The organism is Hydrogenophaga pseudoflava NBRC 102511 (assembly GCF_001592285.1).
GTDB classification, from domain to species: domain Bacteria; phylum Pseudomonadota; class Gammaproteobacteria; order Burkholderiales; family Burkholderiaceae_C; genus Hydrogenophaga; species Hydrogenophaga pseudoflava.
Window position 1 is genome coordinate 37,622 of sequence record NZ_BCWQ01000003.1, and the last position, 25,025, is coordinate 62,646.

Here is a 25,025-nt window from a genome sequence, read left to right on the forward strand (position 1 = left end):
TGGGGCGCGGGTTCATGTCGGCACCTGCTCGACGAGCAGTTCGGGGGTCTGGTCCACGCGCCAGGGGCCGACGCGCAGCGGGCGGGTGGCGCCAGTGGCCGGGTCGCGGCCGACCCAGTGCAGGCGCCAGGCGTAGGAACGGGGCTGCAGCAGGCTGCGGCGCCAGTAGGACCAGCGGCGTGCCTGCCCCGCCTCCAGCGTCAGCAGGGTGCCGCTGGCGCCGTCGGCGGGCACGGTGTCGCTGGCCAGCAGCTCCACCGCCACCAGCGCCGTCGCCCCGGCCAGCGGTTCGGCCAGGCGCAGGTCGACCGTTTCTGGCGCCGTGGGCTCCAGCGCCCAGCCGTTCAGGCGCAGACCCTCTGTCGGCAAGGGGCCGGACCAGAAAAGCTGCTCCGCCCCGTCGCCCGCGCGGGCCATGGCCTGGGCCGTCACCGGGGTCAGGCGCTCGTCGCCGGTCAGGCACACCCAGGCGTCCGGGGTCTGCGGGTTCAGTTCGATGGATCGGGTCGGGCCGCTGGCGGGAGTCACCACCAGCCGCACCGCCACGGCGTGGGCCCAGAGCGAGGGGTCGGCCGCCACCGGCACCGGGCGCACGCCGGCCTCCGCCTCGCCGATCACCAGTTGCAGGCCCTGCACCGGCACGAAGTCCGGCGACGACAGCGTCAGCGGCAGCTGCCCTTCCCGGGCCACCACCGCCAGCGTGCGGTGCGACAGTTCCAGGCCGGCACCGAAGGCGGGGCCGACCACCGACAGGGCGTGCAGCCCGGTGCGGGCATCGAAGCGGAAGGTGTGGTGCACCCAGGCCCCGCTGGGACCGCGGTAGCGCAGCTCCACGTCCAGCTGGGCCAGGCCGCGGGGGTGCAGGGGCAGGGCGCAGAGCACGTGCACCGTGACCCGCTGCATGGGGCGGAACGGCGTGACCACCGGAAAGGCCAGGGCGTGCCCGGCCCATTGGCGGTGGGCCTCGCTCACCGACCAGCCCAGGCGCCGCTCGACGGTGTCGGGCAGGGGCAGGTCCAGGCGCCACGAGAGGCCGTCGACCGCGTCGGTCAGCGGCACCCCGGGGTGCCACTCGAAGCCCTCGCCCACGCGGCGGAACAGGCTCTGGCGCGCGCTGCGCGCGGCCTGCAGCGCCAGTGCTTCGGTGTCGGCCGGTACCGCGTCGTCCAGCAGCGGCTGCCAGCGCAGCAGGCCCGCTGGCAGGCTCAGGAAGGCGCGGTCGAGGTCCCGGGCGCTGGCCGGCGCATCGGCGGGCAGCAGGGCCTGCAGCTGGTCGTGCAGGGTGGTGCCGGTGGTCGTCACCACCCAGGGCAGGCCGGGCCGCAGCCCCGGCACGCGCAGCCGCAGCTCCAGCTCCACCGGTTCCGGCCCGCCGGCCTCGGCCTCGCGCACCAGTGCCGTGACGATGCGGGTGTCGTCCGGGCCCAGGTGATGGGTGAGCGAGAGGGCATCGGCCGAGCCCACGGCCACGGGCTGCCACTGACCGGACGCCTGCACCAGGTCGCCCGACACGCCGCGCAGCACCAGGCGGGCCTCGGCCTGCGCCACCGGCGCGGGCTCCAGCGCATGGCCGGCCAGCGACGGCTCGCGGGCCAGGGCATCGAGGTGGGTGTGGTCCAGCGCCAGGAAGGCCTGCAGCAGGCCGCCGTCCTGCGCCGCGCCGTCGTCGGCGGTGCGCCGCAGCAGCGTGAAGCGCGGCAAGCCGTCGGCGTCCAGCGCCAGGGCCACGCGGTCCGGCAGGACATACAGCCGGTGCGCGTCCCGGTGGTCGGGGAACACGTCCGGGAAGTCGGGCAGCGGCCGGGTGAGCATCATGGTCACTCCTGCGGCAACGTCACCTGCAGATGGCCGACCCCGGCCAGTCCGTCGTGCACGCGTTCGCCACCCCGCGCATCCACCGCCACCAGCCGGTAGCGGTAACCAGGCTCCAGGCCCAGGATGCGCGCCACCACCGGCTTGCGCAGGCTCACCGTCTGCACCAGCGTGCCGGCGTCGAGCGTCACCACCGGACCGTCGTCGAACTCGACCCGCAGCGACGTCAGCGCACCGGGACCGAAGAACAGCGGGCTGGCCGACACCTGCACCTCGAACGTGGCCTCGGTGAAGGCCTCGGTGACGGTGAGCTGGCCCATGAGCCGGGCGAGGTCGGGCTGGATGTCCAGGTCCAGCGCCGGGCTGACCGACAGCAGCGGGAAGGCCGCGGGCTCGACGGCCAGGCGCAGGTCCAGGGTCTGGCCCGGCGCCACCGCAGCGGCCGGTGGCAGCTCCAGGGGGCGCACGGTCACGGTCTGCGCGACACCGGTGGCCGGGTCGGTCCACACGCCCAGCTCCTGCGGGTGGACCCCGTTGACGCGCACCGGGCTCTCGATGCGGTTGCGCAGGGTCACGACGTGGTGGCCGGGCACGCCGTCGGGGTCGGGGCGCAGCAGCTGGGGATCGAACACGCTGCCGGTGTTGTCCTTGAGCGAGACCACCAGCGGGATGTCGACCTGCGTGCCGTCGCTGATGGTGGCCGTCACCCAGCCCTGCATGCCGATGCCCGCCGGCGACTGGAAGGCGGCCGCCAGACGCACGAACTGCGCCTCGTCCAGCGACAGCTCGTCGGTGATGCCCTCGTCGAAGCGGATCACCGCGTCGGGCCGCTCCTGCAGCGCCGGGGGCGCGCCGTCGGCGGTCGGCACGCCCAGGGTGAGCCGGGCCGACCGGGGGGTGAGCGCGGTCAGGCGCGCCGCGGGACCAAAGCGCTGGCGCGCCAGCAGAAGGAAGGCCTGGCCGAGGTGGGGCCGCGCCTGGAACGCCAGGCGCACCCGGTAGGACAGCGCCTCGCTCTCGGTGGCCACGTCGGTGATGGCGAACACCAGCGAGGGCAGGAAGGGGCTGGCGTCGCTGCGCGCGAGCCGGAACTCCTGCGGCTCGTAGTAGACCTGGTCGCGCACCAGCGAATCCTGGAAGAAGGTCACGCTCTGGCCCTCGGCCACCAGGTCGTGCTTGAACAGCACATGGGCCTGCGAGGGGTCGCGCGGCGCATCGAGCATGTAGCCGTCGGCCTGGGGGTCGAAGGTGCAGGCCAGCGACTGCGTGCACTCGACCTCGCGCCGCACCAGCACCGGCCGGCCCTTCTTGTCGATGGCCACGCGCCGCGGCAGGGTGCGCAGCACGCGCGCCGTCTCTTCCCGGGACAGCGCCTCGTCCAGATCGGGGTTGTGGTGCGGGCGCCGTACGCCCCGCGCGAGTGCCAGCGTGGCGGCACTGGCGCGGTCGGCCCGCAGGCTGGCGATCGCGGGCATCCGCGGCCCCGCCGCCGCCACCACCGCCAGCGGCTGGGTGCGCAGCGTGCTCAGCACCGCGGGGCTGATGCGCACCATGTCGATGTCCGGCCGCAGCGGGGCCACCGCCGGCCGGTCGTGCAGCCACCACTGCTGCCAGGTGCGCTGGCCGATCGTGGCCTTGCACACCACCTCCAGCCGGGCGCGGTGCACCGGCGAGGTGATGATCTGGTGGATGCGGTCGTAGTCCTCCTGGGCGTGGAAGGGCAGCGTGCAGCGGTGCACGCTGCCGCCCAGCGGGTTCAGCGGGCCGAGCGGCTCCCAGATCAGCGGCTGCGCCGGCGCGGCGGCCACCGAGCGGGCCATGACGTAGTTGCTCAGGCGATCGGTGCGGCCATCGGCGTCGGTGTAGTCGTCCAGCACGTCCACCACCAGCGTCTGGCCGCTGCGGCGGGCGGTGAGGGTGGTGACCTTGAAGCCGAAGGCGTAGACACCGGTCAGCGCGTCGCCCGAGGGCATGGCCGTGGTCTCGCCCCAGTCGCAGTCGCTCGGGTGGCACTTGCCGAAGCCGTGCATGAACCAGCCGCCGTCGGCCCGCCGCCCGATCAGCAGGCGGGTCATGCCCCGCGTGGCCGCATCGGTGTTTTCCCACTGGCCCTCCCAGGTCAGCGTCGCCGGGTCGGCCGCCGCCACCACCGGCATTTCGTACCCCAGCCGCAGCGTGGCGGTGTGCTCAAGCGTGCGCATGGCGAAGCGCGCATCGACGGCGTGCACCGCCAGCAGCTCGATGTTCAGCCAGCCCAGCGGACCGAGCGGGTCGTCGTCGGCCGTGCGCAGGCGCAACCGGGAGGTGTGGCGCCCGCCCACCGTGTTCCATTCGTAGCGCGGCAGCTGGTACCGGGCGCTGGCATCGTCCGATGCCTCGTAGAGCACCTGGGGTTGGAGGGAGCCGTCCGGGCTCACCGGCACCGGGGCCTGTGCAGCCGCTGTCGTCACCGGATGCACCTTGGGCGTGAGCAGCAGCGTCTTGAGCTCGAAAGCTTGCAGCTGGTTGCTCATCAACAGAACCTGCTCGTCGCTTGCCATGTCCGCTCCTGCAAGAGGTGCCCCCGGTGGCCCTGACCCGGTGGACGGACCAGCGCGGCGGGGGGAGGGGACCCAATGTAGGAGTGCAGAACGGCGGTGACATCCTTCCGACTAGGGACCGGCGGCCGCAAGGATCACCCGTTTTGAGGACAAGTCCGCGCCCGTATAACCGATCCGCCGCCGCACCGCCGGGCGGCAGGAACAAAGGCGTTCCGGTTCCCGTTTTCCCCGCGGGCGCCAGCGCTGTTTGCTGCACCGCGTCATGATTTCTTCATGTGCCCGCACGGTGCGGGCGCCCCACCTCCCCGGAGCACCCGTTTCATGAGCGACCTGTCGCAACCCACCCACGCCCCCGTCCTGCTGGACAAACTGCAATGGCGCTACGCCACCAAGAAGATGGACCCGTCCCGCGCCGTGCCGCAGGACAAGGTCGAGCGCATCGTCGAGGCCGCGCGCCTGGCGCCCACCTCCAGCGGCCTGCAGCCGTTTGAAATCATCGTCGTCACCAGCAAAACGGTGCGCGAACAGATCCAGCCCATCGCCTGGAACCAGGCCCAGATCACCGACGGTTCGCACCTGCTGGTGTTCGCCGCCTGGGACACCTACACGGCCGAGCGCATCAACCACATGTTCGACCTGGTGAACACCGAGCGCGGTTTCACCAATGAGGGCTGGGAGAACTACCGCCAGATGCTGCTGAACAGCTACCCGCAGCGCGACGCGCAGGTGAACTTCGAGCACGCCGCCCGCCAGGCCTACATCGGCCTGGGCGCCGCTCTGATCGCCGCCGCGTTTGAAGAAGTGGACGCCACGCCGATGGAAGGCTTCGACCCCGCCAAGCTGGACGAGATCCTCAAGCTGCGCGAGCGCGGCCTGCGCAGCGTGGCCATCGTGCCGCTGGGCTACCGCGCCACCGACGGCGACTGGCTGGTGAACCTGAAGAAGGTGCGCCGCCCGCTGGAACAGTTCGTCACCGAAGTGAAGTGATCCGCCCGGGCGGCGGCGGGCCTCAGGCGGCCTGCAGCGCCCGGCGGTCGATCTGGAACGCCGCCACCGAGGCCACCAGCTCGCGGGCCTGGTCGTCCAGGCTCTGCGAGGCCGCGGCGGTCTCTTCCACCAGGGCCGCGTTCTGCTGCGTGGCCTGGTCCAGCTGGGTGATGGCCTCGCCCATCTGGGTCACGCCGGTGCTCTGCTCCTGCATGGCAGAGGCAATGTCCACCACCAGCTGGTTCACCCGCCGGATGGATGCCACCACCCCGGTCATCGCCGCGCCGGCCTGATCGGCCAGTGCGGCGCCCGTGCCGACCTGGTCCACGCTGGCCTCGATCAGCTGCTTGATCTGCCGCGCCGCGTCGGCCGAACGGCCGGCCAGCGCCCGCACCTCCGAGGCCACCACGGCAAAGCCGCGCCCCTGTTCGCCGGCCCGCGCCGCCTCCACCGCCGCGTTGAGCGCGAGGATGTTGGTCTGGAAAGCGATGCCGTCGATCACGCCGATGATCTCGGCGATGCGCCGCGAGGCGTCCTCGATGCTGCGCATGGTGCGCACCACCGAGGCCACGGTCTCGCCGCCGGCCTCGGCCGCCTGCGAGGCGTCGGTGGACAGCGTGCGGGCCGCCTGCGCGCTGTCGGCGTTCAGGGCGATGGCGCTGCTGAGCTGCTCCATCGACGCGGCCGACTGTTCCAGCGCGCTGGCCTGCGCCTCGGTGCGGGCGCTCAGGTCCTTGTTGGCGCTGGCGATCTGCGCCGAGGCCGAACCCACATGGTCCACCCCGCGGTGCACCTGGCCCACCAGGCTGCGCAACCCGTCCTGCATCACCCCCAGCGACTGCAGCAGCTCGGCCACCTCGTCGCGGCCCTGCACCGGCACGTCCTTGGTGAGGTCACCGGACGCAATGCGACCGGCCACCGCCACGCCTTCGCGCAGCGGCCGCACGATGCTGCGGGCCAGCACCACCGAGGCCAGCAGGCCCAGCACCAGCGCCGCCGCCCCCAGGCCGATCTGCAGCAGCTGGGCACCGCCGATGGAGCGCCCCACGGCCTGGCCATGTTCCTGCGCCAGGCGGTCCTGCAGTGCGCGCAGGGTGTCGATGGGTTGCTGCAGGCGCGCCAGCGCCGGCAGGGTCTCGCTGCGCAGCAGCTGCTGGGCCTCCTCAATGCGGCCTTCCTTCGCCAGCGGACCGACCTTGACGAACGAGGCCACATAGGCGGCGCGGGAGCTGCGCAGCTCGGCCAGCGCGGCCTTGCCTTCGGGCCGTTCCACCAGCCGGTCCAGCGTGAGCAGGGCCTCGTCAATGGCCTTGCGGTTGGCGTCGATGCGCGCCTGCACCACGGGTATCTGCGAGGGCTCCACCAGCAGCAGCTCGGCTGTGTTCAGGCCGTTGGCCCGCGTGGCCGTGTCGATCACCGACACCGCCGCCACCTTCACCATTTCGCGCTCGATCAGCTGGCTGTTTTCCTGCCCGATCAGCCGCAACGACAGCAGCGACGAGGCCACCAGCCCCGCAATGAGCAACAACATCAAACCGAAACCGGCCGCCAGCCGCGCACCGATCCGGAACCTGGACACACCCCACATGCTGAACTCCTGGCGCGCGCACACCGCGGCCTGATGCGGAGTTCTTCGGCGCGGGGCGGGCGGGCTGAATAGTCCTGAAGAACTATGGCGGGCCTAAGATCCGGGACACCTCGCCACCCACCGCCGCCGACACGCCATGTCCCAGGAATCCCGCCGCACCAGCCAGACCGGGGTCGTGCTGCGCCTGGGCAGCACGCAGACCCTGGCCTGGGCCTCGTCCTACTACCTGCCTGCCCTGCTGGCGGCGCCGCTGGCCGCCGAGCTGGGCCTGGCGGTCACCCAGGTGTTCGGTGCCTTCACGCTGGCACTGGTGATCTCGGCCCTGGTCGGGCCGGCCGCGGGCCGCGCCATCGACCGCCACGGCGGGCGCGCGGTGCTGCGGGTCACCAACCTGCTGTTTGCCGCCGGCCTGGCGGCGCTGGGCCTGGCGCAGGTCGGGTGGCAGGTCTGGGCCGCGTGGTGCGTGATCGGCGTGGCCATGGGCAGCGGGCTCTACGACGCGGCCTTCGCCACGCTGGTGCGGCTCTACCCGGTCAGCGCGCGCAACGCCATCACCGGCATCACGCTGATCGCCGGCTTCGCCAGCACCGTGGGCTGGCCGCTCACACAGTGGGGCCTGGACACACTGGGCTGGCGCGGCACCTGCCTGGGCTGGGCGGCGCTGCACCTCGTGCTGGGCCTGCCGCTGCACGGCGGGTTGCCGCGCGGGCGGGAGGAAGAGGCGCCGCCGGTGCGGGCCGAATCCGCGCCCACCGCACCCGCCGACTCGGGCGCACCGGCGCAGGCACCCGCCGGCAATGGCGTCGCCATCGTGCTCGCCGCCGTGTTCGCCATCGCCTGGTTCACCAGCACCGCCATGGCCGCGCACCTGCCGCTGCTGCTGCAGGCGCAGGGCCTGTCGGCCTCCACCGCACTGGGCGTGGCCATGCTGGTCGGCCCGGCGCAGGTGGCGGGGCGGCTGCTGGAATTCGGCCTGCTGCGCCGCGCCCACCCGCTGCTCTCCAGCCGCTTCGCGACCGCGGGGCACCCCATCGGCGTGGCGTTGCTGGCCCTGGGCGGGCCGCTGGGCGCCTGGCTGTTCGCCGTGATGCACGGCATGGGCAACGGCATCCTGACCATCGCCAAGGGCACGCTGCCGCTGGTGGTGTTCGGTGCCGCGGGTTATGGCGAGCGCCAGGGCTGGCTGATGGCGCCGGCCCGGGTGTCGCAGGCGTTTGCGCCGCTGCTGTTCGGCCTGGCCATGGCGCACTGGGGCGGCCACGCGCTCTGGCTCACGGCAGGGCTCGGGCTGCTGGCGCTGGCCCTGCTGCAGGGACTGGCGCTGCACATGGCGCGCCGCAGCGCGGCCGTGGCGCCTACGAGCCCACGGCCTGACGCGCCAGCTTGAGGAAGCGCGCCCGGTCTGCCTCGCCCAGGGACGCGAGGATCTCGTCCTGCAGGTTGCGCACCACCGGCACCAGCGCCTGGAGGATGCGCTCGCCCTCGGCCGTCAGCGACAGCACGCGCGCGCGGCGGTCGCGTTCGCTGATGACGCGGTCGACCCAGCCCTTCTGCTCCAGCCGCTCGATCACGCCGCCGATGGTGGCGCGGTCGTAGGCGATCAGCTCGGCCACGGTCGCCTGGTCCGTGCCCGGGTGGTGGCCGATGGCGTCCAGCGCTGCGAACTGCACCGGCGTCAGGTCGAAGCCCGCCGCCTGCGTGCGCTGCACGAACACCTGCGTGGACAGCTGGTGCAGCCGGCGGATCAGGTGTCCCGCCATGTCGAGTGAGTCCATGCCTGCGCTCCGTTTCAAAGACTATTGATAAGTATACGTACCGTATTGACACGAATTAGTAAGCATAGATATCATTTGCCCCCACCCATCGCCTCCCGGCGACCTTCCCATCAGGAGACACCCCATGCAGTTCTACAAAGACGGTTTTCGCGGCGGCAACCCCGACATCAAGCAGGCCGCGCCCAACCGCCGCAACCGGGGCGTCAACGAACCCCTGCCGGAGAAGGTGGACGTGCTGATCGCCGGTACCGGCCCGGCCGGCCTGTGTCTGGCCGCGCAACTGGCGGCCTTCCCGGAGATCGACACCCTGATCGTCGAGCGCATGGCCAGCAACATCATCAAAGGCAAGGCCGACGGCATCAACACGCGCACCATGGAAATGTTCCAGGCCTTCGGTTTCGCCGACAAGGTCAAGCGCGAGACCTACTGGGTCAACCAGACCGCGTTCTGGATGCCCGACCCCGCCAACCCCTCGCACATCCGGCGCGTGGGCCGGGTGCAGGACGTGGCCGACGACAGCTCGGAGATGCCGCACATCCTGATCAACCAGGCGCGGCTGCACGAGCTGTTCCTGGAGGTGATGGCGAACTCGCCCTCGCGCCTGGCGCCCGACTACGGCTGGGAGATCGTGGGCCTGACCATCGACGAGACCACCGACGACCACCCGGTGACCGTGACGCTCAAGGACTCGACCGGCATCAACTGGGGCGCCACGCGCACCGTGCGCGCCAACTACGTGGTCGGCTGCGACGGCGCGCACTCGGCGGTGCGCAAGGCGATTGGCGGCGTGCTGCACGGCGACGCGGCCAACCAGGCCTGGGGCGTGATGGACATCCTGGCCAACACCGACTTCCCCGATGTGCGCCAGAAGTGCCTGATCTCCTCGGCCAACGAAGGCAACGTGCTGATCCTGCCGCGCGAGGGCGGCTACGTGTTCCGCATGTACGTGGAGCTGGACAAGCTCAAGGACGGCGAGAAGGCCGCGAGCAAGAAGTTCACGCAGGACGACATGATCGCGGCCGCGAACCGCATCATCAAACCCTACTCGCTGGACGTGAAGGAAATCGTCTGGTGGTCGATCTACGACATCGGCCACAGCATCACCGACAAGTTCGACGACGTGCCCGAAGGCAGCAACCGCGCGCCGCGCGTGTTCACCGCCGGCGACGCCTGCCACACCCATTCGCCCAAGGCGGGGCAGGGCATGAACGTGTCGATGCAGGACACCTTCAACCTCGGCTGGAAGCTGGTGCATGTGCTGCAGGGCCGCGCCGACCCCAGCCTGCTGCGCAGCTACAGCAAAGAACGCCTGACCGAGGCCAAGCGCCTGGTCGAGACCGACCACGAGTGGTCGCGCATCATGTCCGCGCCGACCACGCAGGCCGAGCGCGAGGGCACCGAAGAGCCGCGCATCATCCGCCAGTTCAAGGCCAACCTCGAGTTCACCGGCGGCACCGCGGTGAAGTACGACACCTCGACCCTGTTCGCGCCCGGCACGCACCAGGCGCTGGCCAGGGGCGAAGAGATTGGCCGCCGCTTTCACTCCGCGCCGGTGGTGCGCCTGTCGGACGCCAAGCAGATGCAGCTGGGCCATGCGGCCGAGGCCGACGCGCGCTGGCGGATCTACGCCTTCGCGGGCCAAGGCGACGTGGGCCAGTCCGGCGCACCCATGGCCCGCCTGGCCGACTGGCTGGAGAACGACCCTCAGTCACCGGTCGTGAAGCACACGCGCAAGGGCGAAGACATCGACGCCATCATCGACGTGCGCGCTATCTTCCAGCCGACCTTCGACCAGCTCGACTACGGCCAGATGCCCTCGCTGCTCAAGCCCAGGACCGGCAAGCTCGGCCTGCAGGACCACGAGAAGGTTTTCTGCGTGGACCACAAGGGCGCGGGCGACATCTACGACATGCGCGGCATTCACCGCGAGCGCGGTTGTCTCATCGTCGTGCGGCCCGACCAGTACGTGGCGAACGTGCTGCCGCTGGACGCGCGCGAGGAACTCTCGGCGTTCTTTGCCGGGGTGTTGCGCTGAGGCAAGGCGGCGCGGCCAGCGACGGGGCCGGCCTCAGAGCCGGCGGGCGTAGATGAACCGGCCGTTGGCCTGCCAGAGCAGGGTGAGTGCGCCCCACCGCTCCAACAGACCCAGGGTGGACGAGCGGTCGGCAGCCGTCACCGACCACATCTTGCTGCCCTCGTCCTCGAACACGGGCGCGCCGAACAGGGACCGCAGCGTCTCCTCGGCGTTGGCCTTGTGGATGCCCTGAAGCCGTTCCAGCAGCACCCGTTCATCGGGCGTCATCGCCGCCACCGCCTGCGCGTTGCGCGCTTCCAGCAAGCCCGAGGTGTCGGCGCCGTGGCGCCAGGAGCTCAGCAGCCCGTCCGAACTCTCGATGCCGAAAATGTCCATCAGCTCTTCGAGGTAGCCGACGAACCGGTCCTGGTCCTCGCCCTCGGCGGAATCGAACTTCTTCATCACCGGCTTGAACAGGCCCAGCACGACCGGCTTCGTCTGCCGGGACGGCGGCAGCTTGCGCAGGTCGCGCGCCAGCTGGTTCACCCAGGCTTCGTACCGGAGCCGGTCCGCTTCCTTCAGGTCCACGCGGTAGAACGGCTCGTTCACGAACTTCTTTTTGGCGATGAAGCGGTCCAGGGCCTGACGGCGGTCCTCGGCGGCCGAACTCTGAGCTGCGGGGTCGGCCCAGACGTGGATGGACACCGCGCCGAGCAGGGCGGATAGGAGAAGGGCGCGGCGGGAGGGGGAGGTACAGGCCGGCATTGCTCGCCCAGGAGGGTGTGGTGGAGGTTCGGAGGTGAACAAGTTCGCCAATCTTGCGACGGAGGGGCCGGGGAATGCGCCGCCTCAGCGGCCGGCACCCGGCGCCACCAGTCCGCGGCGCGGGATGGGCGTGGAGAACACGATCGAGGTCCGCGTCTCGCCGTAGCCATTGATGGACGAGAGGAACCGTTCCAGGTCTTCCAGGCTGCGCGCCACCACGGTCACCACATAGGAATCCGCCCCTGCGACGTGGTGGCATTCCAGCACCTCGGGCGCACGGCGCAGCTTGTCGATGAACGCCTTCTTGCCCGGCTGCTGCACCGTGATGCCGACGATGGCGCGCACCGGATAGCCGGCCAGCGCCGGGTCCACGTCGGCGCTCACCGCACGCACCACGCCCGCGTCCTTCAGCCGCTTCAGGCGTTCGACCGTGGCGGGCACCGACAGGCCCGCGGCCATGGCCAGGGTCTTGAGCGGCGCCCGGCCATCGGCCTGCAACGCCATCAGCAGCGCCCATGCCTTGGCGTCCAGTTCCAGCGTCGTCTCGGCCATACACGCCTTTCACCTGAAAAATCGATGGTGAACGCGATTCTCACCTGAGATAGCGCCTGTGCAGCGCACCAGGGCCTGCCGACAATCTGGTCCATGGACACGCTTCATTCATTCCCCCTGGCCGGGCTGTTCGTTCAGTCGATGCTCATCGGACTCTCCATCGCGGCACCGGTCGGGCAGATCGGCATCCTGGCCATCCAGCGCACGCTGGACCACGGCCGCGCCGCCGGCCTGGCCACGGGCCTCGGCGCCGCGTTGGCCGACGCGGTCTACGGCGCCATCGGCGCGTTCGGTGTCGCCGGCCTCATCAAATGGCTGCTGGGCCTGAAGCTGTGGCTGGGCCTGTTTGGCGGCGGGTTCCTGCTGTGGCTGGCGTGGCGCATCGCGCACAAGCCGCCGGTGCGGCGCAACGGCCAGCACCCGCCACCGGGCACCCTGCTGCGGTACGTCTCGGGCACCTTCCTGCTGACGCTGTCGAACCCCACCACCATCCTGTCGTTCATGGCGGTGTTCGGTGCGCTGGCGGGTGGTGCGCCCGTGCTCTCGCCCTGGGTGATGGTGCTGGGCGTGCTGCTGGGCTCGGCCCTGTGGTGGCTGATCCTGTCCACGGGCGTGGCATGGCTGCGCGAGCGCTTCGACGAGCGCTGGCAGCGCGCGGTCAACCTCGGCTCGGCCGCGCTGCTGGCCGCCCTGGGGCTGTGGCAACTGGGTCAGCTCGTGGCTTAGGGTCGACAATCGACGCTGCCTCAGCCACGGCCCTTTTCAGGAGTTTCATCAGTGGACATCCCCCGGATTTTCAACATCACGGAAAGCGCGCATCGCATTCACAACCCGATCACCGCGGACAAGCTCGCCACGCTGGGCGCGGCGCTGCGCATGGCCCCCGAAACCCGGGTGCTGGACCTGGGCAGCGGTTCGGGTGAAATGCTGTGCACCTGGGCGCGCGACCACCAGATCGTCGGCACGGGCATCGACATGAGCCCGCTGTTCACCGAACAGGCGCAGCAGCGGGCTCAGGCGCTGGGTGTCGCGCACCAGGTCCGCTTCATTCACGGCGATGCCGCCGGCCATGTGGCGGACGAGCCGGTCGACGTGGCGGCCTGTGTCGGCGCCACCTGGATCGGCGGCGGCGTGGCCGGCACCATCGCGCTGCTGAAGCGCAGCCTGCGCGACGGCGGGATGCTGCTCATCGGCGAACCCTTCTGGCGCCAGCTGCCGCCCAGCGATGCGGTGGCACAAGGCTGCCAGGCGCACGCGGTGTCCGACTTCCTCACGCTGCCGCAGCTGCTGACCTCGTTCGCCGAACTGGGCCACGACGTGGTGGAAATGGTGCTGGCCGACCAGGACGGCTGGGACCGCTACGAAGCGGCCAAGTGGCTCACCATGCGCCGCTGGCTGGAAGCGAACCCTGGCGACGAACTGGCCGCAGAAGTTCGCGCCCAGTTGCACTCGGAACCGGTGCGCTACGCGACCTACACACGCGAGTACCTGGGCTGGGGCGTGTTTGCGCTGATGGCGCGGTAGGCGCGGGCGCCACGGCCGCCGCTACTGCGGCACCAGCCCGGCCGACTTCACCAGCTCCGCGTGCAGCTTGATGTCGCTGGCGATCAGGCGCTGCAGTTCTTTGGGCGAGCTGGTCGCCACCTCGATGCCGCTCTCGGCCAGCCTGGCCTTGAGCTCGGGGTCGAACGCGGCCTGCACCGCGCGGTTGAGCTGGTCCACGATGGGGCGCGGCGTCTTGGCCGGCGCCAGCAGCGCCATCCAGGCCGAGAGGTTCATGTCGGCCACGCCCGCCTCGGCCATGGTGGGCACCTGCGGCATCACCGGCGAGCGGGTCGGGCTCATCACGCCCAGCGCGTGCAGCTTGCCCGACGCGACGTGCGGCACCGCCTCGGGCATCACCGCGAACATCACGTCCACCGTGCCAGCCAGCGTGTCGTTGATGGCCAGCGCGCCGCCCTTGTAGGGCACGTGCAGCATCTTCACCTTGGCGCGCGATTCGAACAGCAGGCCGCCCAGGTGCTGCGGGCTGCCGTCGCCCGACGAAGCGTAGGTGATGCCGCCCGGCTTGGCCTTGGCCGCCGCGATCAGCGCTGCGACCGAGGGGTACTTCTGCTTGTCCTTGACGATCAGCACCATGGGCTGGTTGACCAGGCGGGTGACGGGCGTGAAGTCCGCCTCGGGGTCGTAGGGCAGTGTCTTGAACACGCTCTTGTTGGTGGTCAGGAACGAGGCCGGCGACACCGCGAGCGTGTGGCCATCCGGCGCCGCCTTGGCCACCACCGGCATGCCGATCTGGCCCGAGGCGCCGCCGCGGTTGTCCACGATGAAGGGCACGCCCAGCGACGCGTTCAGCTTCTGGCCCAGCGCCCGCGCGATCATGTCCACACTGCCGCCAGCGGGCAGGGCCACGACCAGCTTGACGGTCTGGTCCGGGTACTTGCCTTGCGCGGCCGACAGGCCGGAGAAGGACAGGGCGGCGAGGGCGGCGGCACAGGCCAGGGTGGTGCGGCGGTCGGGCATGAAGGGCTCCTGAAAAGCGGGGTGGGGCGCGCACCGTGCCAGTGCGCGTGTGTGCAGTGCCTGCAGCCCCATGCAAGACACGCGCCCAGCCGCCGGCCGCGTGCTGCCCCCCGCCCTGGTCGCAGGCTCAGGCCTTGCCCCCGGCCCCGGACTGGTGCGTGTGCACGCCCTGCATCCAGGCCATCAGGTCGACATGGCCGGAGGCGGGCGCGGCCCTGGCGCTGCGCGGGGCCTCGTCGTCCGGTGCCAGGCGGCGGCGCCTGGGTTTGACGAAGCGCGCCACATGGCGCGGCGCCTCCGGGCTCTCGGCGGCCAGGTTGTCCAGGATCGCGCAGTGGGCGTGGTCGTCGCCCGCGCAGGCGCGCACCAGCCCTTCGAGCCCGGCCTTCATCTCGGCGATTTCCCTGAGCTTCTCGTCCAGATCCGCCAGGTGGCGCAGGGCGATGGTCTTGACCTCGCGGCTGGTGCGCCGGTCGTCGCCCCAGCGGCCGATCAGCTCGGCGATCTGCGGCACGGAAAAACCCAGCCGCCTGGACTGGCGGATGAAGCGCAGCACCGACACCTCCCGCTCGCCGTACAGGCGGTAGCCCGATTCGGTGCGCTCGGCCGGCGGCAGCAGGCCGGTCTGCTCGTAGTGGCGGACCATCTTGGGCGAGACGCCGGCGGCTTTGGCGGCTTCACCGATGTTCATGAGCGGGTTCATGGGAAGGCTCCTCGAAACGGAAAGGACACGGTGGCCCGGACTGTCGTCCTTGCCACCGTGTCAAGGTCAAGTGACCATGGGACGCCCATGGTCTGCGCGCTCAGGCCGGCGGGTAGCCGGCGTCGGCCAGGGCCTCGGCCAGCACCGCGCGGTCTTCGTCGCTCTGCACGGTGACCTTGCGCGCCTGCAGGTCCACCTGGAACTTGCAGGCCGGGTCGGCCAGGTGCAGCGTCTGGCCCACCATCCCGGCGCAATGGCCGCAGGTCATGTCGGGCAACTGGAATTCATGCATGTCGCACTCCTGAAAAAAGTTGAGGAGCGGCCAGTCTGGGCATTGCCACAGCGGCAAGGTCAAGGGCCGTGGCCCGGCGCGGAGGGCGTTTGACCTTGCCACTGCGTCACACCCGAGAGTGCGGGCTCCCCCTCACACCAGGAGATCGCCATGCAAGCATCCGCCACCCTCGCCCCGCCGGTCGACGCCCGGCCCGGCACCGAGTTCGAACTGCCCATCGAGGGCATGACCTGCGCGTCCTGCGTCGGGCGCGTCGAGAAGGCCCTGAAGGCCGTGCCCGGCGTGCAGGACGTCACCGTCAACCTCGCCACCGAACGCGCGTCGGTGGTGGCCGGGCCCGGCGTGTCGCTCCCCGCGCTCACCGGCGCTGTCGAGCGCGCGGGCTACTCGGTCGCGCAGCCCGCCGAAGAAGACCGGCCCGCGCCGGCCTCCCACCCCTGGTGGCCGGTGGCCCTGTCGGCCGCCTTCAGCTTTCCGCTGGTCCTGCCCATGCTGGGCATGCTGTTCGGCCAGGACTGGTCACTCAACGGCTGGGCCCAGTGGCTGCTGGCCACGCCGGTCCAGTTCTGGCTGGGCGCGCGCTTCTACCGCGCCGGCTGGAAGGCCCTGCGGGCCGGCGCCGGCAACATGGACCTGCTGGTGGCCCTGGGCACCTCCGCCGGCTACGGGCTGAGCGTCTACCTGCTGTTCAAGCACGCCGCGCACGGCACGCCGCACCTGTACTTCGAGGCCTCGGCGGTCATCATCACCCTGGTGCTGCTGGGCAAGTGGCTGGAGGCGCGCGCCAAGCGGCAGACGACCGCGGCCATCCAGGCGCTCAACGCCCTGCGACCGGAGGTAGCGCGGGTGCGCACCGCCTCGGGCGATGTGGACCGGCCGCTGGCGCAGGTGCGCGTGGGCGACCTGGTGGTGGTCCGGCCCGGCGAACGCATCCCCGTGGACGGCACCGTCACCGAAGGTGCGAGCGAGGTGGACGAGTCCCTCATCACCGGCGAAAGCCTGCCGGTGGCCAAGCACCCGGGCGACAGGGTCACGGGCGGCGCCGTCAACGCCGAAGGCCTGCTGCTGGTGATGACCACGGCCATCGGCGCCGAGTCCACCCTCTCGCGCATCGTGCGCATGGTCGAGTCCGCGCAGGCCAAGAAGGCGCCCATCCAGCGCATGGTCGACCAGGTCAGTGCCGTGTTCGTGCCCGTCGTGCTGGCACTGGCGCTGGCCACCCTGCTGGGCTGGGGCCTGTCGACCGGCGACTGGGAGCGCGCGATCCTGAACGCCGTGGCGGTGCTGGTGATTGCCTGCCCCTGCGCACTGGGCCTGGCGACGCCCACGGCCATCATGGCCGGCACCGGCGTGGCGGCGCGCCGCGGCATCCTGATCAAGGACGCCGAAGCGCTGGAGATCGCCCACAAGATCGACACTGTCGCCTTCGACAAGACCGGCACGCTCACCCAGGGCAAGCCCACGCTGGTGGCCCTGGAGGCGGCCGCCGGCCACGAGACCCAGCTGCTGCCATTCGCCGCCGCCATCCAGAACGGCAGCGAACACCCGCTGGCCCGTGCGGTGATGGATGTGGCGCGCGCGCGGTCTGTCGCGGTGCCCGCGGCGCATGGCGTCGCGGCCGTGGCCGGCCGGGGCATGCGGGCGCAGGTGAAAGGGCGCGACATCCACCTGGGCAGCACGCGTTACATGAACGAACTGGCCGTGGACCTGTCGCCCATGGACGCCGCGACCAGCGCGTTGCAATCGGAAGGCCGCACCGTCTCCTGGCTGGCCGACCTGACGGACGCCCCCCGCCTGATGGGCCTGCTCGCCTTCGGTGACGAGCTCAAGCCCACGGCCGCGCACGCCGTGCGGCAGCTCAAGGCCCTGGGCATCCGGACCGTGCTGGTGACCGGCGACAACCAGGGCAGCGCCCAGGCGGTGGGCCGTGCATTGGGCCTGGACCACATCCGCGCCGAGGTGCTGCCGGCCGACAAGGCCGGCATCGTGGCCGACCTGCGCCGCGGCGGCGACCGCGTGGCGATGGTGGGCGACGGCATCAACGACGCCCCCGCACTGGCCGCCGCCGACGTGGGCATGGCCATGTCCACCGGCACCGACGTGGCCATGCACGCCGCCGGCATCACCCTGATGCGGGGCGACCCCTCGCTCATTGGCGATGCCATCGACATCTCGCGCCGCACCTACGCCAAGATCCGCCAGAACCTGTTCTGGGCCTTCGCCTACAACGTCATCGGCATCCCGCTGGCCGCACTGGGCTGGCTCAACCCGATGGTGGCCGGCGCCGCGATGGCGCTGAGCAGCGTGAGCGTGATCTCCAACGCGCTGCTGCTGCGCCGCTGGCGCCCTACCAGCGCACCCAGCTGACCGGGACGCCCGTTCGCAGCGTGTTGTGCACCTCGGCCACGGCATCGGTCTCGCGCAGCAGGCGCTCCACCGCCTCGGGCGCAGCGGGCGACTGGACCCGGGCCCGGTAGCGGACATCGGACGCGGCCAGGCCCACGCCCTCGAACGACGCCGTGGCCTCGACTTCGACCTGGGTCAGCTCCATGCCCAGGCGGCGCGCTTCGCGGTAGAGGTCGTTGGCGTAGCAGGTGGCCAGGGCCAGCATGAGGAATTCGCCGCCGTTCACGGCCGAGCCGCCACCGGCCCTGGGCGGCACGGCCAGCGGCTGCTCCGCATCGCCCGTGCGCACCGACACGGCGTGCTGGCCGGCTGAGCTGACAACGCGGGCGCTGATCTGCACGGTGGCCTCCTTCTCAGACGAGCGTGACCTCGACCCGCGACGGGACGGCCCGGCGCACCGCATCGCCCACCGGGGAGTGCGCCTCGGCCCAGGCGACGATCTCGTGCAGCTGTTCGGCGGACGCCCCCTCCGCCGCGATGCGCACGCGGATGCTCACGCTCTGCGGTCCCGGCGGCACGCCATCCCCCAGCCCCAGGATGCCCCGGTCGTCGGAGACGCTGTCCACCGTGACCTCCAGCCGGCTCAGCACGATGCCCAGTTGCGCGGCGCGCAGGGCGATGACGGTGGCGTCGCAGCTGGCCAGGGCCGCGCGCAGATACCAGCCGGGTGTGGGCGCGCTCGCGGCGCCGCCGATGCCCTTGGGCATGTCGCTGACCAGGGTCTCGCCGCCGGGGCCGGTGGCGACGCAGCGCAGGCCCTGCTCGACGACGGCCGTGGCGGCCTTGTCGGTGGACAGCGCCTTCTCCGGGTGCTCGGAAAAGTACCTCGTCACGCCCTCGATCGATTGCTGGATGTGTGCAAGCGTCATGCGGTTTCTCCAGTGGCGGCCAACCGGTGCCGGAAACGGCGGACCAGTCTACCCGTGACCGATCCCTGCATGCAGCCCGGCCGCCGGGCGGCGCGGCGACGGGGCACCACGCTTCGGCGCAGCCCGAAGCATCCGCGGCCCGATCAGGCGGACAGTCCACCCCTGTTCCACACCGGTACCCGCACCATGCCCATCACCTGCTTCATCCGCTACCAGATCGACCCCTTCCAGCGCGAGGCTTTTCGCCGCTACGCCGAGGCCTGGGGCCGCATCATTCCCCGCTGCGGCGGGAACCTGCTCGGCTACTTCCTGCCGCACGAAGGCAGCAATCACATCGCCTGGGGGCTGATCGGCTTCGACGACATGGCCGCCTACGAGCGCTACCGCGCCGTGCTGCGCGCCGACCCCGAAGGCCGCGCCAACTTCGAGCTGGCGCAGGCGCAGCGCTTCATCCTGCGTGAGGAACGCAGCTGGCTCGAAGACGTGGCCGGCACGGTCCATCGGCCGCGGCAGGTGGCGCCGTGATGGTGGAAGCATGGCCCGCTGCGTTACGCTGAGGCCCATGAGCCGCAACACCCCGCACGAACCCCGCCTCGCCCGCGTGGCCGCCATGGTGGCCGACCCGGCGCGCTCGCGCATGCTCGCCTACCTGCTCAGCGGCGAGTGCGCCAGCGCCAGCGAGCTGGCCAAGGCCGCATCCGTCACGCCCGCCACCGCCAGCGGCCACCTCGCCCAGCTGCTGGAAGCGCGCTTCGTGGTCTGCGAACCGCGCGGCCGCCACCGCTACTACCGCCTCGCCGACGCCGACGTGGCCCACGCGCTGGAAGCCCTGGCCGTGGTGGCCGAGCGCGGCGACCACGAGCAGCAATGGGCCTCGCCCGAACGGGCGCGCCTGCGCGAGGCGCGCTGCTGCTACGGGCACCTGGCGGGGCGCCTCGGCGTCCGGCTGTTCGACGGCCTGATGGCGGCCGATGGATTGCAGCCGGTGAGCAACGGCTACGCCCTCACCGACAGCGGCCGCGCGTGGTGCCAGCGTCTGGGCTTCGAGCCACCGGAGCCCGGCAGGAAGCGGCGCTACGCCTACCCCTGCCTGGACTGGTCCGAGCGGCGCGACCACCTGGCGGGCGAACTGGCCGACCGGCTGTACCAGCACCTGGTGGCGCAGGGCTGGGTGCGGCGCGGGGCGGGTCGCGATGTGGCGGTCACGCCAGTGGGGCAACAGGAACTGATGGCCTTGCTCACCACCCCATGAACCCCACACGCAAAGTGCTGCTCGCCGGCGCCACCGGCCTGGTGGGCGGACAGATGCTGCAAGCCCTGCTGGCCGACCCGACGGTGGCGCAGGTGCATGCGCTGACCCGCCGCGACCTGAACCTGCACCACCCCAAGCTGCAGCCCCTGCGCGTCGACTTCACGCGCCTGCCTGCGCTGCCACCCGCCGAAGAGCTCTACCTCGCGCTGGGCACCACCATCAAGGTGGCGGGCAGCCAGGCGGCCTTCCGTGCGGTGGACCTCGACGCCAACCTCGCGGTGGCGCGCGCCGCAGTGGCCGCGGGCGTGCGGCGCATCGGCCTGGTCAGCGCGGCCGGTGCCAGCGCGCAGTCGTCCGTGTTCTACAACCGCGTCAAGGGCGAGCTGGAAGATGCGCTGCGCGCGCTGGACCTGCAGGCCCTGGTGCTGGCACAGCCTTCATTGCTGCTCGACCTGCGCGACGGCCTGCAACAGCCGCCGCGCCTGGGCGAACGCATCGCCATTCCCATCGCCCGCGTGCTGGCGCCGCTGTTTCCGGGGCGCTACCAACCGGTGCATGCGCGGGCGGTCGCGCTGGCGCTGCTGCGCACGGTACCGACCGCGCAGGGCGTGGTCGTGCTGGCGTCGGATGCGCTGGCGCGCATCGGCCGCTGAGGTCGGCCAGGGCGAACTGTGCAAGGGGCCGAACGCCCCGAACGCAACGTCAGCCAGCCACCATCAGCCCTTGGCGGGCGGGTTGGACCTGGGCTTGAAGATGTGAATCGCCTCCCCGCGCGCCAGCATGTCCACCAGCTGCTCGATGCGACGGGCACGCGTCTCGGGCTTCACGGCGGTCTGGACGCGCCACAGCACCGCGTAGCGGTTGCTCGCATTGAGCGTGGCAAAGAAGGCCTTGGCGGGCGGCTGTGCGTCCAGCGCCGCCTGCAGGTCGTCGGGCACCACCGAGGTCCGCGCGCCGTCGTAGGCCCTGGCCCAGCGGCCGTCGGCCTTGGCCGCGTCCACTTGCGCGAGACCCGGCGCCTGCATGCGCCCCGCCGCGATGAGCGCCGCGACCTTCTCCACATTGACCTTCGACCAGACGCTGCGCGCACGCCGTGGCGTGAAGCGCTGCAGAAAGTGCTGGTCGTCCAGCCCCTTCTTCTGGCCATCGATCCAGCCCCAGCACAGCGCGATCTCCACCGCTTCGGCGTAGGTGACGCTGGGCTCGTCGGCGCCCCGTTTGGCGATCTGGAGCCAGAGGCCGTCGGAACTGGCGTGGTGCTTCTTCAGCCAGGTCTCGAACGCCTTGGCGTTCCTGAACAGGCTCGGGGCAGGTTGAACCTGAAGGCCGGGTTCCCGGGTGCTCATCGCTGCGTGGACGGCGCCTGCGCCGCGTGCGCGCGCAGCCAGGCCACGATGTCGGCGGTCACCTCGTCGCGGTTGGTCTCGTTCAGGATTTCGTGGCGGCCGCCCGGGTAGAGCTTCACCGTCACGTCAGCAAGCCCCGCGTCGCGGTAGCGCTGGCCCAGCAGCTGGATCAGCGCGCCGCCGCCGGCCAGCGGATCGGCGTCACCGGAGGCGATCAGCACCGGCAAGTCGCGGCGGATGCCGGCCAGCCGTGCCGGGTCGGCCACGCGGGGCGCGGGCTCGAACAGGGCGGGGATCACATCGGCCGGCACGTCCCAGCCGCACCAGGGATTCGCCACGTAGGCGTCCACCTCGGCGGGGTCGCGCGACAGCCACTCGTAGCCCGTGCGGTGCTCGAAGCCCGCGTTGAAGGCTTCGAGCCCGGCCGGTCCGTCCGCGGGCGCGCTGGCCATGGCCGCGGCAAACGCGTCCAGCGCGGTCGAGCCGGACAGCACCACGCCCGACCAGGTGGCGGAGTGGTCGAGCATGGCCGCCTGCGCGGCAAACGACCCCATCGAATGCGCGAACAGGAACACCGGCAGGCCGCCGTGCTGCGCGCGCAGCGCGGCGCCGAACTGCGCGACGTCGGCGATCAGGCCGCCGAAGCCGGCCGCACCGAAGTCGCCCAGCCGCCCGCTGGCGGTGCGCCCGTGCCCGCGGTGGTCGACCGCGTGGACCACGAAGCCGGCCGCGTTGAGCGCCCGGGCAAAGCGGTCGTAGCGCTCGCCATGTTCGGCCAGCCCGTGCGCGATCTGCACCACGCCGGCGGGCTGGTCGTCCACGTCGGACCAGGTGTAGGTGACGACGCGGGTGCCGTCTGCGTCGGAGAGGAAGGAGGAGGTTGAGGTGCTCATCGCTGCATTCTCACCCCGCCCGCGCCCCGCCCGACCTAGTGAAAACGGCAGGGCGCGCATGCTGCAAGTGGCTGCGGCGGGCGAGTGAGCGGGTCGGGCGGAGTCCCGCCCTGGAAAGGACACAGGCAAGCATTGGCGGCCCGACAGGTTCACGCTTTGGCCCGCGGCTTCATACGGAAACTCACGCCCATGCGATTGATGGCGTTCATGGCGGCAATCGTGAGCGTCAGATCCACCAGATCCTTCTCACCAAACACGGCCAACGCGGCCGCATAGGCGTCATCGGATGCGTGGGTCTCGCTCACGCGCGTCACCTCCTCGGACCATGCCAGCGCGGCGCGCTCCTGCTCAGAGAAGAGGTATTCCGCCTCGTGCCAGACGGGAACGAGCACCACCTTCTCCACCGACATGCCTTCGGCAAGCAGGTCCCGCGTGTGGATGTCGATGCAGTGCGCGCAGCCGTTGATCTGCGACACGCGCAGGAAGACCAGGTGCGTCAGCAAGCTCGGAAGGCCGGTGCTCTTGGTGACAAAGTGGTGCAGCGTGCCGACAGCCTTGGCACCCTCAGGAGAGACTTGGAACCAAACAGCGCGATTCATGAATCAATTTCCTTCGATGTGAATGATGGGCGGAGGCCAAAACCGACCTCCCGCTCCCAAGACGTTTGACCCGAAGGCGCTGTGACACCAGTTGGAAAAAAAGCTGCGGACGCCGCCATGCCGCGCACGTTGTCGCGGCCACACACCGGAACCGGCGGCATCAGTGAGGATTCGGCAGGGGCAGCAAGTAGCTCTGGCGTTTGACACCCGCCAGCTTCGCAGGATTGCGCTGTATCCGCACCTGCGAGATGCGGCCACCGTCGAACTCGAAGGCCTGGACGGACTCCAGTTCCCCTTGCAGGTAACGCAAGAGCGCCCACTCGCCGTTCAACAAGGCCAGTTCGAGTCGCATGCTGTCGCCATGTCGCCGGTGGTGCGCGTAGTAAAGCTGGGCAATGCGCCGGGCCCCACTCAAAGGTGAGCGCAAGCTTGGACCGACCCCGCCAAAGTCGCCCATCAGGGCGGCCTCCTCAGCCAGCAGCGCCTGGATCCCCTGGAAGTCACCCTCCGTGATGGTCTGGATCAGGCGACGCAGAATCGCGTACTGTTCCTGCGGCGGGGTTCGCGCGTGCTCCCGATCTGCGCCGCGCACTTTCTTCAAACGTTGCTTGGCGCGGTGCACGATCTGCCGGGCCGACGCCTCGCTCTTGCCAATGGCCGCTGCGACCTGCTCATAGTCGACTTCAAAGACCTCACGGAGCAAGAACGCAGCCCGCGCCTCCGGGGTCAGGCAATCGAGCAGCACCAGGAAGGCGATGGAAACGTCATCGGCGAGTTCGCGGATCTGCTCCGGCGAGGCTGGTCCATCCTCGACCAGGGGCTCGGGAAGCCAGAGGCCCGGGTAGGCTTCACGTCGCAGCTTGGCAGCGCGCAGTCGATCGATGGCCATGCGCGTGGTGACCGTGACCAGCCAAGCCTCTGGAATGAGCACGGCGGCATGTGGATCCTTGAGTTCATCGTGCCAACGCAGCCAGACATCCTGCACCAAGTCCTCGGTCTCCTGGACGGAGCCAAGCATTCGATAGCCGATGGCCATCAGCCTTGGTCGCAAGCGTGAAAAGACTTCTTCAGACGGTAGGGACAAAGTCACCTTTTTGATATTCCTTCTATCGCCGTTCCTGCACGCGCAGCGCGGAGCCTGACCCATTGTGAGACATCCATTGAGCACCCCATCGAAAACATGTCGGGCTGCCTACAGTCCAGCGACTCCCGAGCGAGGCCTGGGGCGATGACGTCCCCGACGGCAAAGTCACTGACATCCGCCGCGCGGTCCAGGCCACGGCCGAGGAAACGGTGGCGTTTTCGTGGGTCGAAGGCCGGACAAGTCCACGCGCGACGCCGGCATGAAGAAGATGCTGGAAGACCCGCGCATGGACCCGACCAACCCCGACAACCCGCCCATGCCCTTCGACGGCAAGCGCATGATCTTCGGCGGCTTTGAAGCGGTGGTCGAAGTGAAGGCCTAAGCGGCTGTTCGGTCAGGCGTCGATCTGCATCGCCGGGCGCGCCTGCACCTTCTGCAGCCAGGCGTTGGTGACCGGGTGCTGGTCCACCGGCGCGCCGAGGTAGACGCTGTAGCCAATCACGGAGGCCACGATCAGGTCGGCCAACGTGTACGCATCGCCCAGCAACCAGGGCTTCTGGCTCAGGCGCCCATCGAGCACGGTGAGCAGCTCGTCCAGGGCCTTGTGCGCCGCGGTGCCGTGGGCGTCGTCGGGTGTGCCCATGTTTTTCGCGGCCTGCAGGCGGTAGAGCTGCGCGCCGTAGGTCACATAGGACCAGATGCTCCACGACATCGCCTGCAGGTGTTCGGGCGTGCCGCCGGCCGGCCACAGGCCGCTTTGCACGCCAAAGGTGTGGCCCAGCCACAGCTCGATCGCCAGCGCCTCGAACATCGGCGCGCCGTCCACCGTCATCGTGGGCACCTTGCCGTTGGGGTTCAAGGCCAGGTAGTCGGGCCGGCGCTGCTCGCCGGTGGTGATGTCGACCTTGACGCGCTCGTGCGGCACGCCGAGTTCGGCGAGGGCGCAGGCAACCGGTGTGGCGCTGGACATGGGGTGCCAGTAGAGAACGATCTGGGGCATGAGAGGCTCCTTGATGAAGATGTGA

The 25,025-nt window shown here is 70.7% G+C and carries 25 protein-coding genes and 1 pseudogene; 10 read left to right on the plus strand and 16 right to left on the minus strand.

The annotated features are described in order from the left end of the window. Nucleotides 1–12: 12 nt before the first annotated feature. Both HPS01S_RS04995 and HPS01S_RS05000 read right to left on the minus strand, forming a co-directional pair. On the minus strand, nucleotides 13–1,815 hold the full coding sequence (locus HPS01S_RS04995) for an amino acid adenylation domain-containing protein (RefSeq protein ID WP_066151893.1): 1,803 nt from the start codon (nucleotides 1,813–1,815) through the stop codon (nucleotides 13–15). 2 nt (nucleotides 1,816–1,817) lie between these two features. Continuing rightward, the gene (locus tag HPS01S_RS05000; protein ID WP_066151895.1) at nucleotides 1,818–4,352 is read right to left on the minus strand and encodes a hypothetical protein; all 2,535 of its coding nucleotides are present in this window, start codon (nucleotides 4,350–4,352) and stop codon (nucleotides 1,818–1,820) included. A gap of 321 nt (nucleotides 4,353–4,673) precedes the next feature. Here HPS01S_RS05000 and HPS01S_RS05005 point away from each other — a divergent pair, with 321 nt between their 5' ends. Then, complete coding sequence (locus tag HPS01S_RS05005) at nucleotides 4,674–5,339, plus strand: nitroreductase family protein (RefSeq protein ID WP_066151897.1); 666 nt, start codon at nucleotides 4,674–4,676, stop codon at nucleotides 5,337–5,339. Between the two features lie 22 nt (nucleotides 5,340–5,361). Here the strand turns inward: HPS01S_RS05005 and HPS01S_RS05010 are convergent, their stop codons facing one another. Beyond that, nucleotides 5,362–6,927, minus strand: coding sequence for a methyl-accepting chemotaxis protein (locus tag HPS01S_RS05010; RefSeq protein WP_066151900.1), 1,566 nt, complete (start codon nucleotides 6,925–6,927; stop codon nucleotides 5,362–5,364). 136 nt (nucleotides 6,928–7,063) lie between these two features. Here HPS01S_RS05010 and HPS01S_RS05015 point away from each other — a divergent pair, with 136 nt between their 5' ends. Next, entirely contained in the window at nucleotides 7,064–8,314 is a 1,251-nt protein-coding gene (locus HPS01S_RS05015) for an MFS transporter (protein ID WP_066151902.1), read from the plus strand. Here the strand turns inward: HPS01S_RS05015 and HPS01S_RS05020 are convergent. Then, entirely contained in the window at nucleotides 8,283–8,702 is a 420-nt protein-coding gene (locus HPS01S_RS05020) for a MarR family winged helix-turn-helix transcriptional regulator (RefSeq protein WP_066151904.1), read from the minus strand. The two genes, HPS01S_RS05015 and HPS01S_RS05020, sit on opposite strands and share 32 nt — an antisense overlap. Before the next feature lie 124 nt (nucleotides 8,703–8,826). On the opposite strand from HPS01S_RS05020, the gene HPS01S_RS05025 reads away from it, so the two are divergent. Then, nucleotides 8,827–10,737, plus strand: a complete 1,911-nt coding sequence (locus HPS01S_RS05025) for an FAD-dependent monooxygenase (protein WP_066151907.1) — start codon at nucleotides 8,827–8,829, stop codon at nucleotides 10,735–10,737. 33 nt (nucleotides 10,738–10,770) lie between these two features. On the opposite strand, the gene HPS01S_RS05030 is transcribed toward HPS01S_RS05025, so the two are convergent. After that, nucleotides 10,771–11,421 carry a DUF4844 domain-containing protein gene (locus HPS01S_RS05030; protein ID WP_066151910.1) on the minus strand — a complete coding sequence of 217 codons (651 nt, stop codon included), beginning with the start codon at nucleotides 11,419–11,421 and terminating at the stop codon, nucleotides 10,771–10,773. A gap of 144 nt (nucleotides 11,422–11,565) precedes the next feature. Then, the gene (locus tag HPS01S_RS05035; protein WP_174545232.1) at nucleotides 11,566–12,033 is read right to left on the minus strand and encodes an Lrp/AsnC family transcriptional regulator; all 468 of its coding nucleotides are present in this window, start codon (nucleotides 12,031–12,033) and stop codon (nucleotides 11,566–11,568) included. 93 nt (nucleotides 12,034–12,126) lie between these two features. Between HPS01S_RS05035 and HPS01S_RS05040 the strand changes: the two genes are divergently transcribed. Then, entirely contained in the window at nucleotides 12,127–12,759 is a 633-nt protein-coding gene (locus HPS01S_RS05040; RefSeq protein ID WP_066151913.1) for a LysE family transporter, read from the plus strand. Nucleotides 12,760–12,810: 51 nt separating this feature from the next. Continuing rightward, complete coding sequence (locus HPS01S_RS05045) at nucleotides 12,811–13,557, plus strand: SAM-dependent methyltransferase (RefSeq protein WP_066151916.1); 747 nt, start codon at nucleotides 12,811–12,813, stop codon at nucleotides 13,555–13,557. A gap of 21 nt (nucleotides 13,558–13,578) precedes the next feature. On the opposite strand, the gene HPS01S_RS05050 is transcribed toward HPS01S_RS05045, so the two are convergent. The 3 genes from HPS01S_RS05050 to HPS01S_RS05060 all read right to left on the minus strand — a co-directional run bounded on the left by HPS01S_RS05050 (nucleotide 13,579) and on the right by HPS01S_RS05060 (nucleotide 15,551). Continuing rightward, a complete protein-coding gene (locus tag HPS01S_RS05050; protein WP_066151919.1) occupies nucleotides 13,579–14,556 on the minus strand; it encodes a Bug family tripartite tricarboxylate transporter substrate binding protein in 978 nt (325 codons plus the stop codon). Between the two features lie 127 nt (nucleotides 14,557–14,683). Beyond that, the gene (cueR, locus tag HPS01S_RS05055) at nucleotides 14,684–15,259 is read right to left on the minus strand and encodes a Cu(I)-responsive transcriptional regulator (protein WP_307173024.1); all 576 of its coding nucleotides are present in this window, start codon (nucleotides 15,257–15,259) and stop codon (nucleotides 14,684–14,686) included. 100 nt (nucleotides 15,260–15,359) lie between these two features. Further along, nucleotides 15,360–15,551, minus strand: coding sequence for a heavy-metal-associated domain-containing protein (locus HPS01S_RS05060; protein WP_066151922.1), 192 nt, complete (start codon nucleotides 15,549–15,551; stop codon nucleotides 15,360–15,362). A gap of 150 nt (nucleotides 15,552–15,701) precedes the next feature. Between HPS01S_RS05060 and HPS01S_RS05065 the strand changes: the two genes are divergently transcribed. Beyond that, the gene (locus HPS01S_RS05065) at nucleotides 15,702–17,918 is read left to right on the plus strand and encodes a heavy metal translocating P-type ATPase (RefSeq protein WP_066151925.1); all 2,217 of its coding nucleotides are present in this window, start codon (nucleotides 15,702–15,704) and stop codon (nucleotides 17,916–17,918) included. On the opposite strand, the gene HPS01S_RS05070 is transcribed toward HPS01S_RS05065, so the two are convergent. Both HPS01S_RS05070 and HPS01S_RS05075 read right to left on the minus strand, forming a co-directional pair. Next, entirely contained in the window at nucleotides 17,899–18,297 is a 399-nt protein-coding gene (locus tag HPS01S_RS05070; RefSeq protein WP_066151929.1) for an OsmC family protein, read from the minus strand. The two genes, HPS01S_RS05065 and HPS01S_RS05070, sit on opposite strands and share 20 nt — an antisense overlap. Nucleotides 18,298–18,310: 13 nt before the next feature. Continuing rightward, nucleotides 18,311–18,826: an OsmC family protein gene (locus HPS01S_RS05075; RefSeq protein ID WP_066151931.1), complete on the minus strand. Its 516-nt coding sequence runs from the start codon at nucleotides 18,824–18,826 to the stop codon at nucleotides 18,311–18,313. A gap of 186 nt (nucleotides 18,827–19,012) precedes the next feature. Between HPS01S_RS05075 and HPS01S_RS05080 the strand changes: the two genes are divergently transcribed. The 3 genes from HPS01S_RS05080 to HPS01S_RS05090 are packed head-to-tail and all read left to right on the plus strand — an operon-like array spanning nucleotide 19,013 to nucleotide 20,731. After that, the gene (locus HPS01S_RS05080) at nucleotides 19,013–19,351 is read left to right on the plus strand and encodes an NIPSNAP family protein (RefSeq protein WP_066151934.1); all 339 of its coding nucleotides are present in this window, start codon (nucleotides 19,013–19,015) and stop codon (nucleotides 19,349–19,351) included. Nucleotides 19,352–19,388: 37 nt separating this feature from the next. Continuing rightward, nucleotides 19,389–20,078 (plus strand): ArsR/SmtB family transcription factor, encoded by a 690-nt coding sequence (locus HPS01S_RS05085; RefSeq protein WP_066151938.1) that lies wholly within the window; start codon nucleotides 19,389–19,391, stop codon nucleotides 20,076–20,078. Then, a complete protein-coding gene (locus HPS01S_RS05090) occupies nucleotides 20,075–20,731 on the plus strand; it encodes an NAD(P)H-binding protein (RefSeq protein WP_066151941.1) in 657 nt (218 codons plus the stop codon). The genes HPS01S_RS05085 and HPS01S_RS05090 overlap by 4 nt, the downstream gene beginning before the upstream one ends. 63 nt (nucleotides 20,732–20,794) lie before the next feature. On the opposite strand, the gene HPS01S_RS05095 is transcribed toward HPS01S_RS05090, so the two are convergent. The 4 genes from HPS01S_RS05095 to HPS01S_RS05110 all read right to left on the minus strand — a co-directional run bounded on the left by HPS01S_RS05095 (nucleotide 20,795) and on the right by HPS01S_RS05110 (nucleotide 24,006). Continuing rightward, on the minus strand, nucleotides 20,795–21,424 hold the full coding sequence (locus tag HPS01S_RS05095) for a YdeI/OmpD-associated family protein (protein ID WP_066151947.1): 630 nt from the start codon (nucleotides 21,422–21,424) through the stop codon (nucleotides 20,795–20,797). Then, complete coding sequence (locus tag HPS01S_RS05100; RefSeq protein ID WP_066151950.1) at nucleotides 21,421–22,317, minus strand: alpha/beta fold hydrolase; 897 nt, start codon at nucleotides 22,315–22,317, stop codon at nucleotides 21,421–21,423. The genes HPS01S_RS05095 and HPS01S_RS05100 overlap by 4 nt, the downstream gene beginning before the upstream one ends. A 149-nt stretch (nucleotides 22,318–22,466) precedes the next feature. Continuing rightward, entirely contained in the window at nucleotides 22,467–22,916 is a 450-nt protein-coding gene (locus HPS01S_RS05105; RefSeq protein ID WP_066151953.1) for a carboxymuconolactone decarboxylase family protein, read from the minus strand. Nucleotides 22,917–23,076: 160 nt separating this feature from the next. After that, nucleotides 23,077–24,006, minus strand: coding sequence for a sigma-70 family RNA polymerase sigma factor (locus tag HPS01S_RS05110; RefSeq protein ID WP_307173034.1), 930 nt, complete (start codon nucleotides 24,004–24,006; stop codon nucleotides 23,077–23,079). 125 nt (nucleotides 24,007–24,131) lie between these two features. Between HPS01S_RS05110 and HPS01S_RS05115 the strand changes: the two are divergent. Beyond that, a pseudogene (locus tag HPS01S_RS05115) lies at nucleotides 24,132–24,382 on the plus strand (DUF1428 domain-containing protein); the annotation flags it as partial. Nucleotides 24,383–24,394: 12 nt separating this feature from the next. Here HPS01S_RS05115 and HPS01S_RS05120 read toward each other — a convergent pair. Next, entirely contained in the window at nucleotides 24,395–25,000 is a 606-nt protein-coding gene (locus tag HPS01S_RS05120) for a glutathione S-transferase family protein (protein ID WP_066151960.1), read from the minus strand. Nucleotides 25,001–25,025: the final 25 nt, after the last annotated feature.

What these genes read in the sequence shown, in the direction of transcription:
- HPS01S_RS05100 (WP_066151950.1), bottom strand. Translation starts at nt 22,317, where the DNA reads ATGAGCACCTCAACCTCCTCCTTCCTCTCCGACGCAGACGGCACCCGC.
- HPS01S_RS05060 (WP_066151922.1), bottom strand. Translation starts at nt 15,551, where the DNA reads ATGCATGAATTCCAGTTGCCCGACATGACCTGCGGCCATTGCGCCGGG.
- HPS01S_RS05085 (WP_066151938.1), top strand. Translation starts at nt 19,389, where the DNA reads ATGAGCCGCAACACCCCGCACGAACCCCGCCTCGCCCGCGTGGCCGCC.
- HPS01S_RS05050 (WP_066151919.1), bottom strand. Translation starts at nt 14,556, where the DNA reads ATGCCCGACCGCCGCACCACCCTGGCCTGTGCCGCCGCCCTCGCCGCC.
- HPS01S_RS05065 (WP_066151925.1), top strand. Translation starts at nt 15,702, where the DNA reads ATGCAAGCATCCGCCACCCTCGCCCCGCCGGTCGACGCCCGGCCCGGC.
- HPS01S_RS05075 (WP_066151931.1), bottom strand. Translation starts at nt 18,826, where the DNA reads ATGACGCTTGCACACATCCAGCAATCGATCGAGGGCGTGACGAGGTAC.
- HPS01S_RS05035 (WP_174545232.1), bottom strand. Translation starts at nt 12,033, where the DNA reads ATGGCCGAGACGACGCTGGAACTGGACGCCAAGGCATGGGCGCTGCTG.
- HPS01S_RS05020 (WP_066151904.1), bottom strand. Translation starts at nt 8,702, where the DNA reads ATGGACTCACTCGACATGGCGGGACACCTGATCCGCCGGCTGCACCAG.
- cueR (WP_307173024.1), bottom strand. Translation starts at nt 15,259, where the DNA reads ATGAACCCGCTCATGAACATCGGTGAAGCCGCCAAAGCCGCCGGCGTC.
- HPS01S_RS05000 (WP_066151895.1), bottom strand. Translation starts at nt 4,352, where the DNA reads ATGGCAAGCGACGAGCAGGTTCTGTTGATGAGCAACCAGCTGCAAGCT.
- HPS01S_RS05120 (WP_066151960.1), bottom strand. Translation starts at nt 25,000, where the DNA reads ATGCCCCAGATCGTTCTCTACTGGCACCCCATGTCCAGCGCCACACCG.
- HPS01S_RS05080 (WP_066151934.1), top strand. Translation starts at nt 19,013, where the DNA reads ATGCCCATCACCTGCTTCATCCGCTACCAGATCGACCCCTTCCAGCGC.
- HPS01S_RS05105 (WP_066151953.1), bottom strand. Translation starts at nt 22,916, where the DNA reads ATGAATCGCGCTGTTTGGTTCCAAGTCTCTCCTGAGGGTGCCAAGGCT.
- HPS01S_RS04995 (WP_066151893.1), bottom strand. Translation starts at nt 1,815, where the DNA reads ATGATGCTCACCCGGCCGCTGCCCGACTTCCCGGACGTGTTCCCCGAC.
- HPS01S_RS05095 (WP_066151947.1), bottom strand. Translation starts at nt 21,424, where the DNA reads ATGAGCACCCGGGAACCCGGCCTTCAGGTTCAACCTGCCCCGAGCCTG.
- HPS01S_RS05005 (WP_066151897.1), top strand. Translation starts at nt 4,674, where the DNA reads ATGAGCGACCTGTCGCAACCCACCCACGCCCCCGTCCTGCTGGACAAA.
- HPS01S_RS05025 (WP_066151907.1), top strand. Translation starts at nt 8,827, where the DNA reads ATGCAGTTCTACAAAGACGGTTTTCGCGGCGGCAACCCCGACATCAAG.
- HPS01S_RS05090 (WP_066151941.1), top strand. Translation starts at nt 20,075, where the DNA reads ATGAACCCCACACGCAAAGTGCTGCTCGCCGGCGCCACCGGCCTGGTG.
- HPS01S_RS05015 (WP_066151902.1), top strand. Translation starts at nt 7,064, where the DNA reads ATGTCCCAGGAATCCCGCCGCACCAGCCAGACCGGGGTCGTGCTGCGC.
- HPS01S_RS05040 (WP_066151913.1), top strand. Translation starts at nt 12,127, where the DNA reads ATGGACACGCTTCATTCATTCCCCCTGGCCGGGCTGTTCGTTCAGTCG.
- HPS01S_RS05010 (WP_066151900.1), bottom strand. Translation starts at nt 6,927, where the DNA reads ATGTGGGGTGTGTCCAGGTTCCGGATCGGTGCGCGGCTGGCGGCCGGT.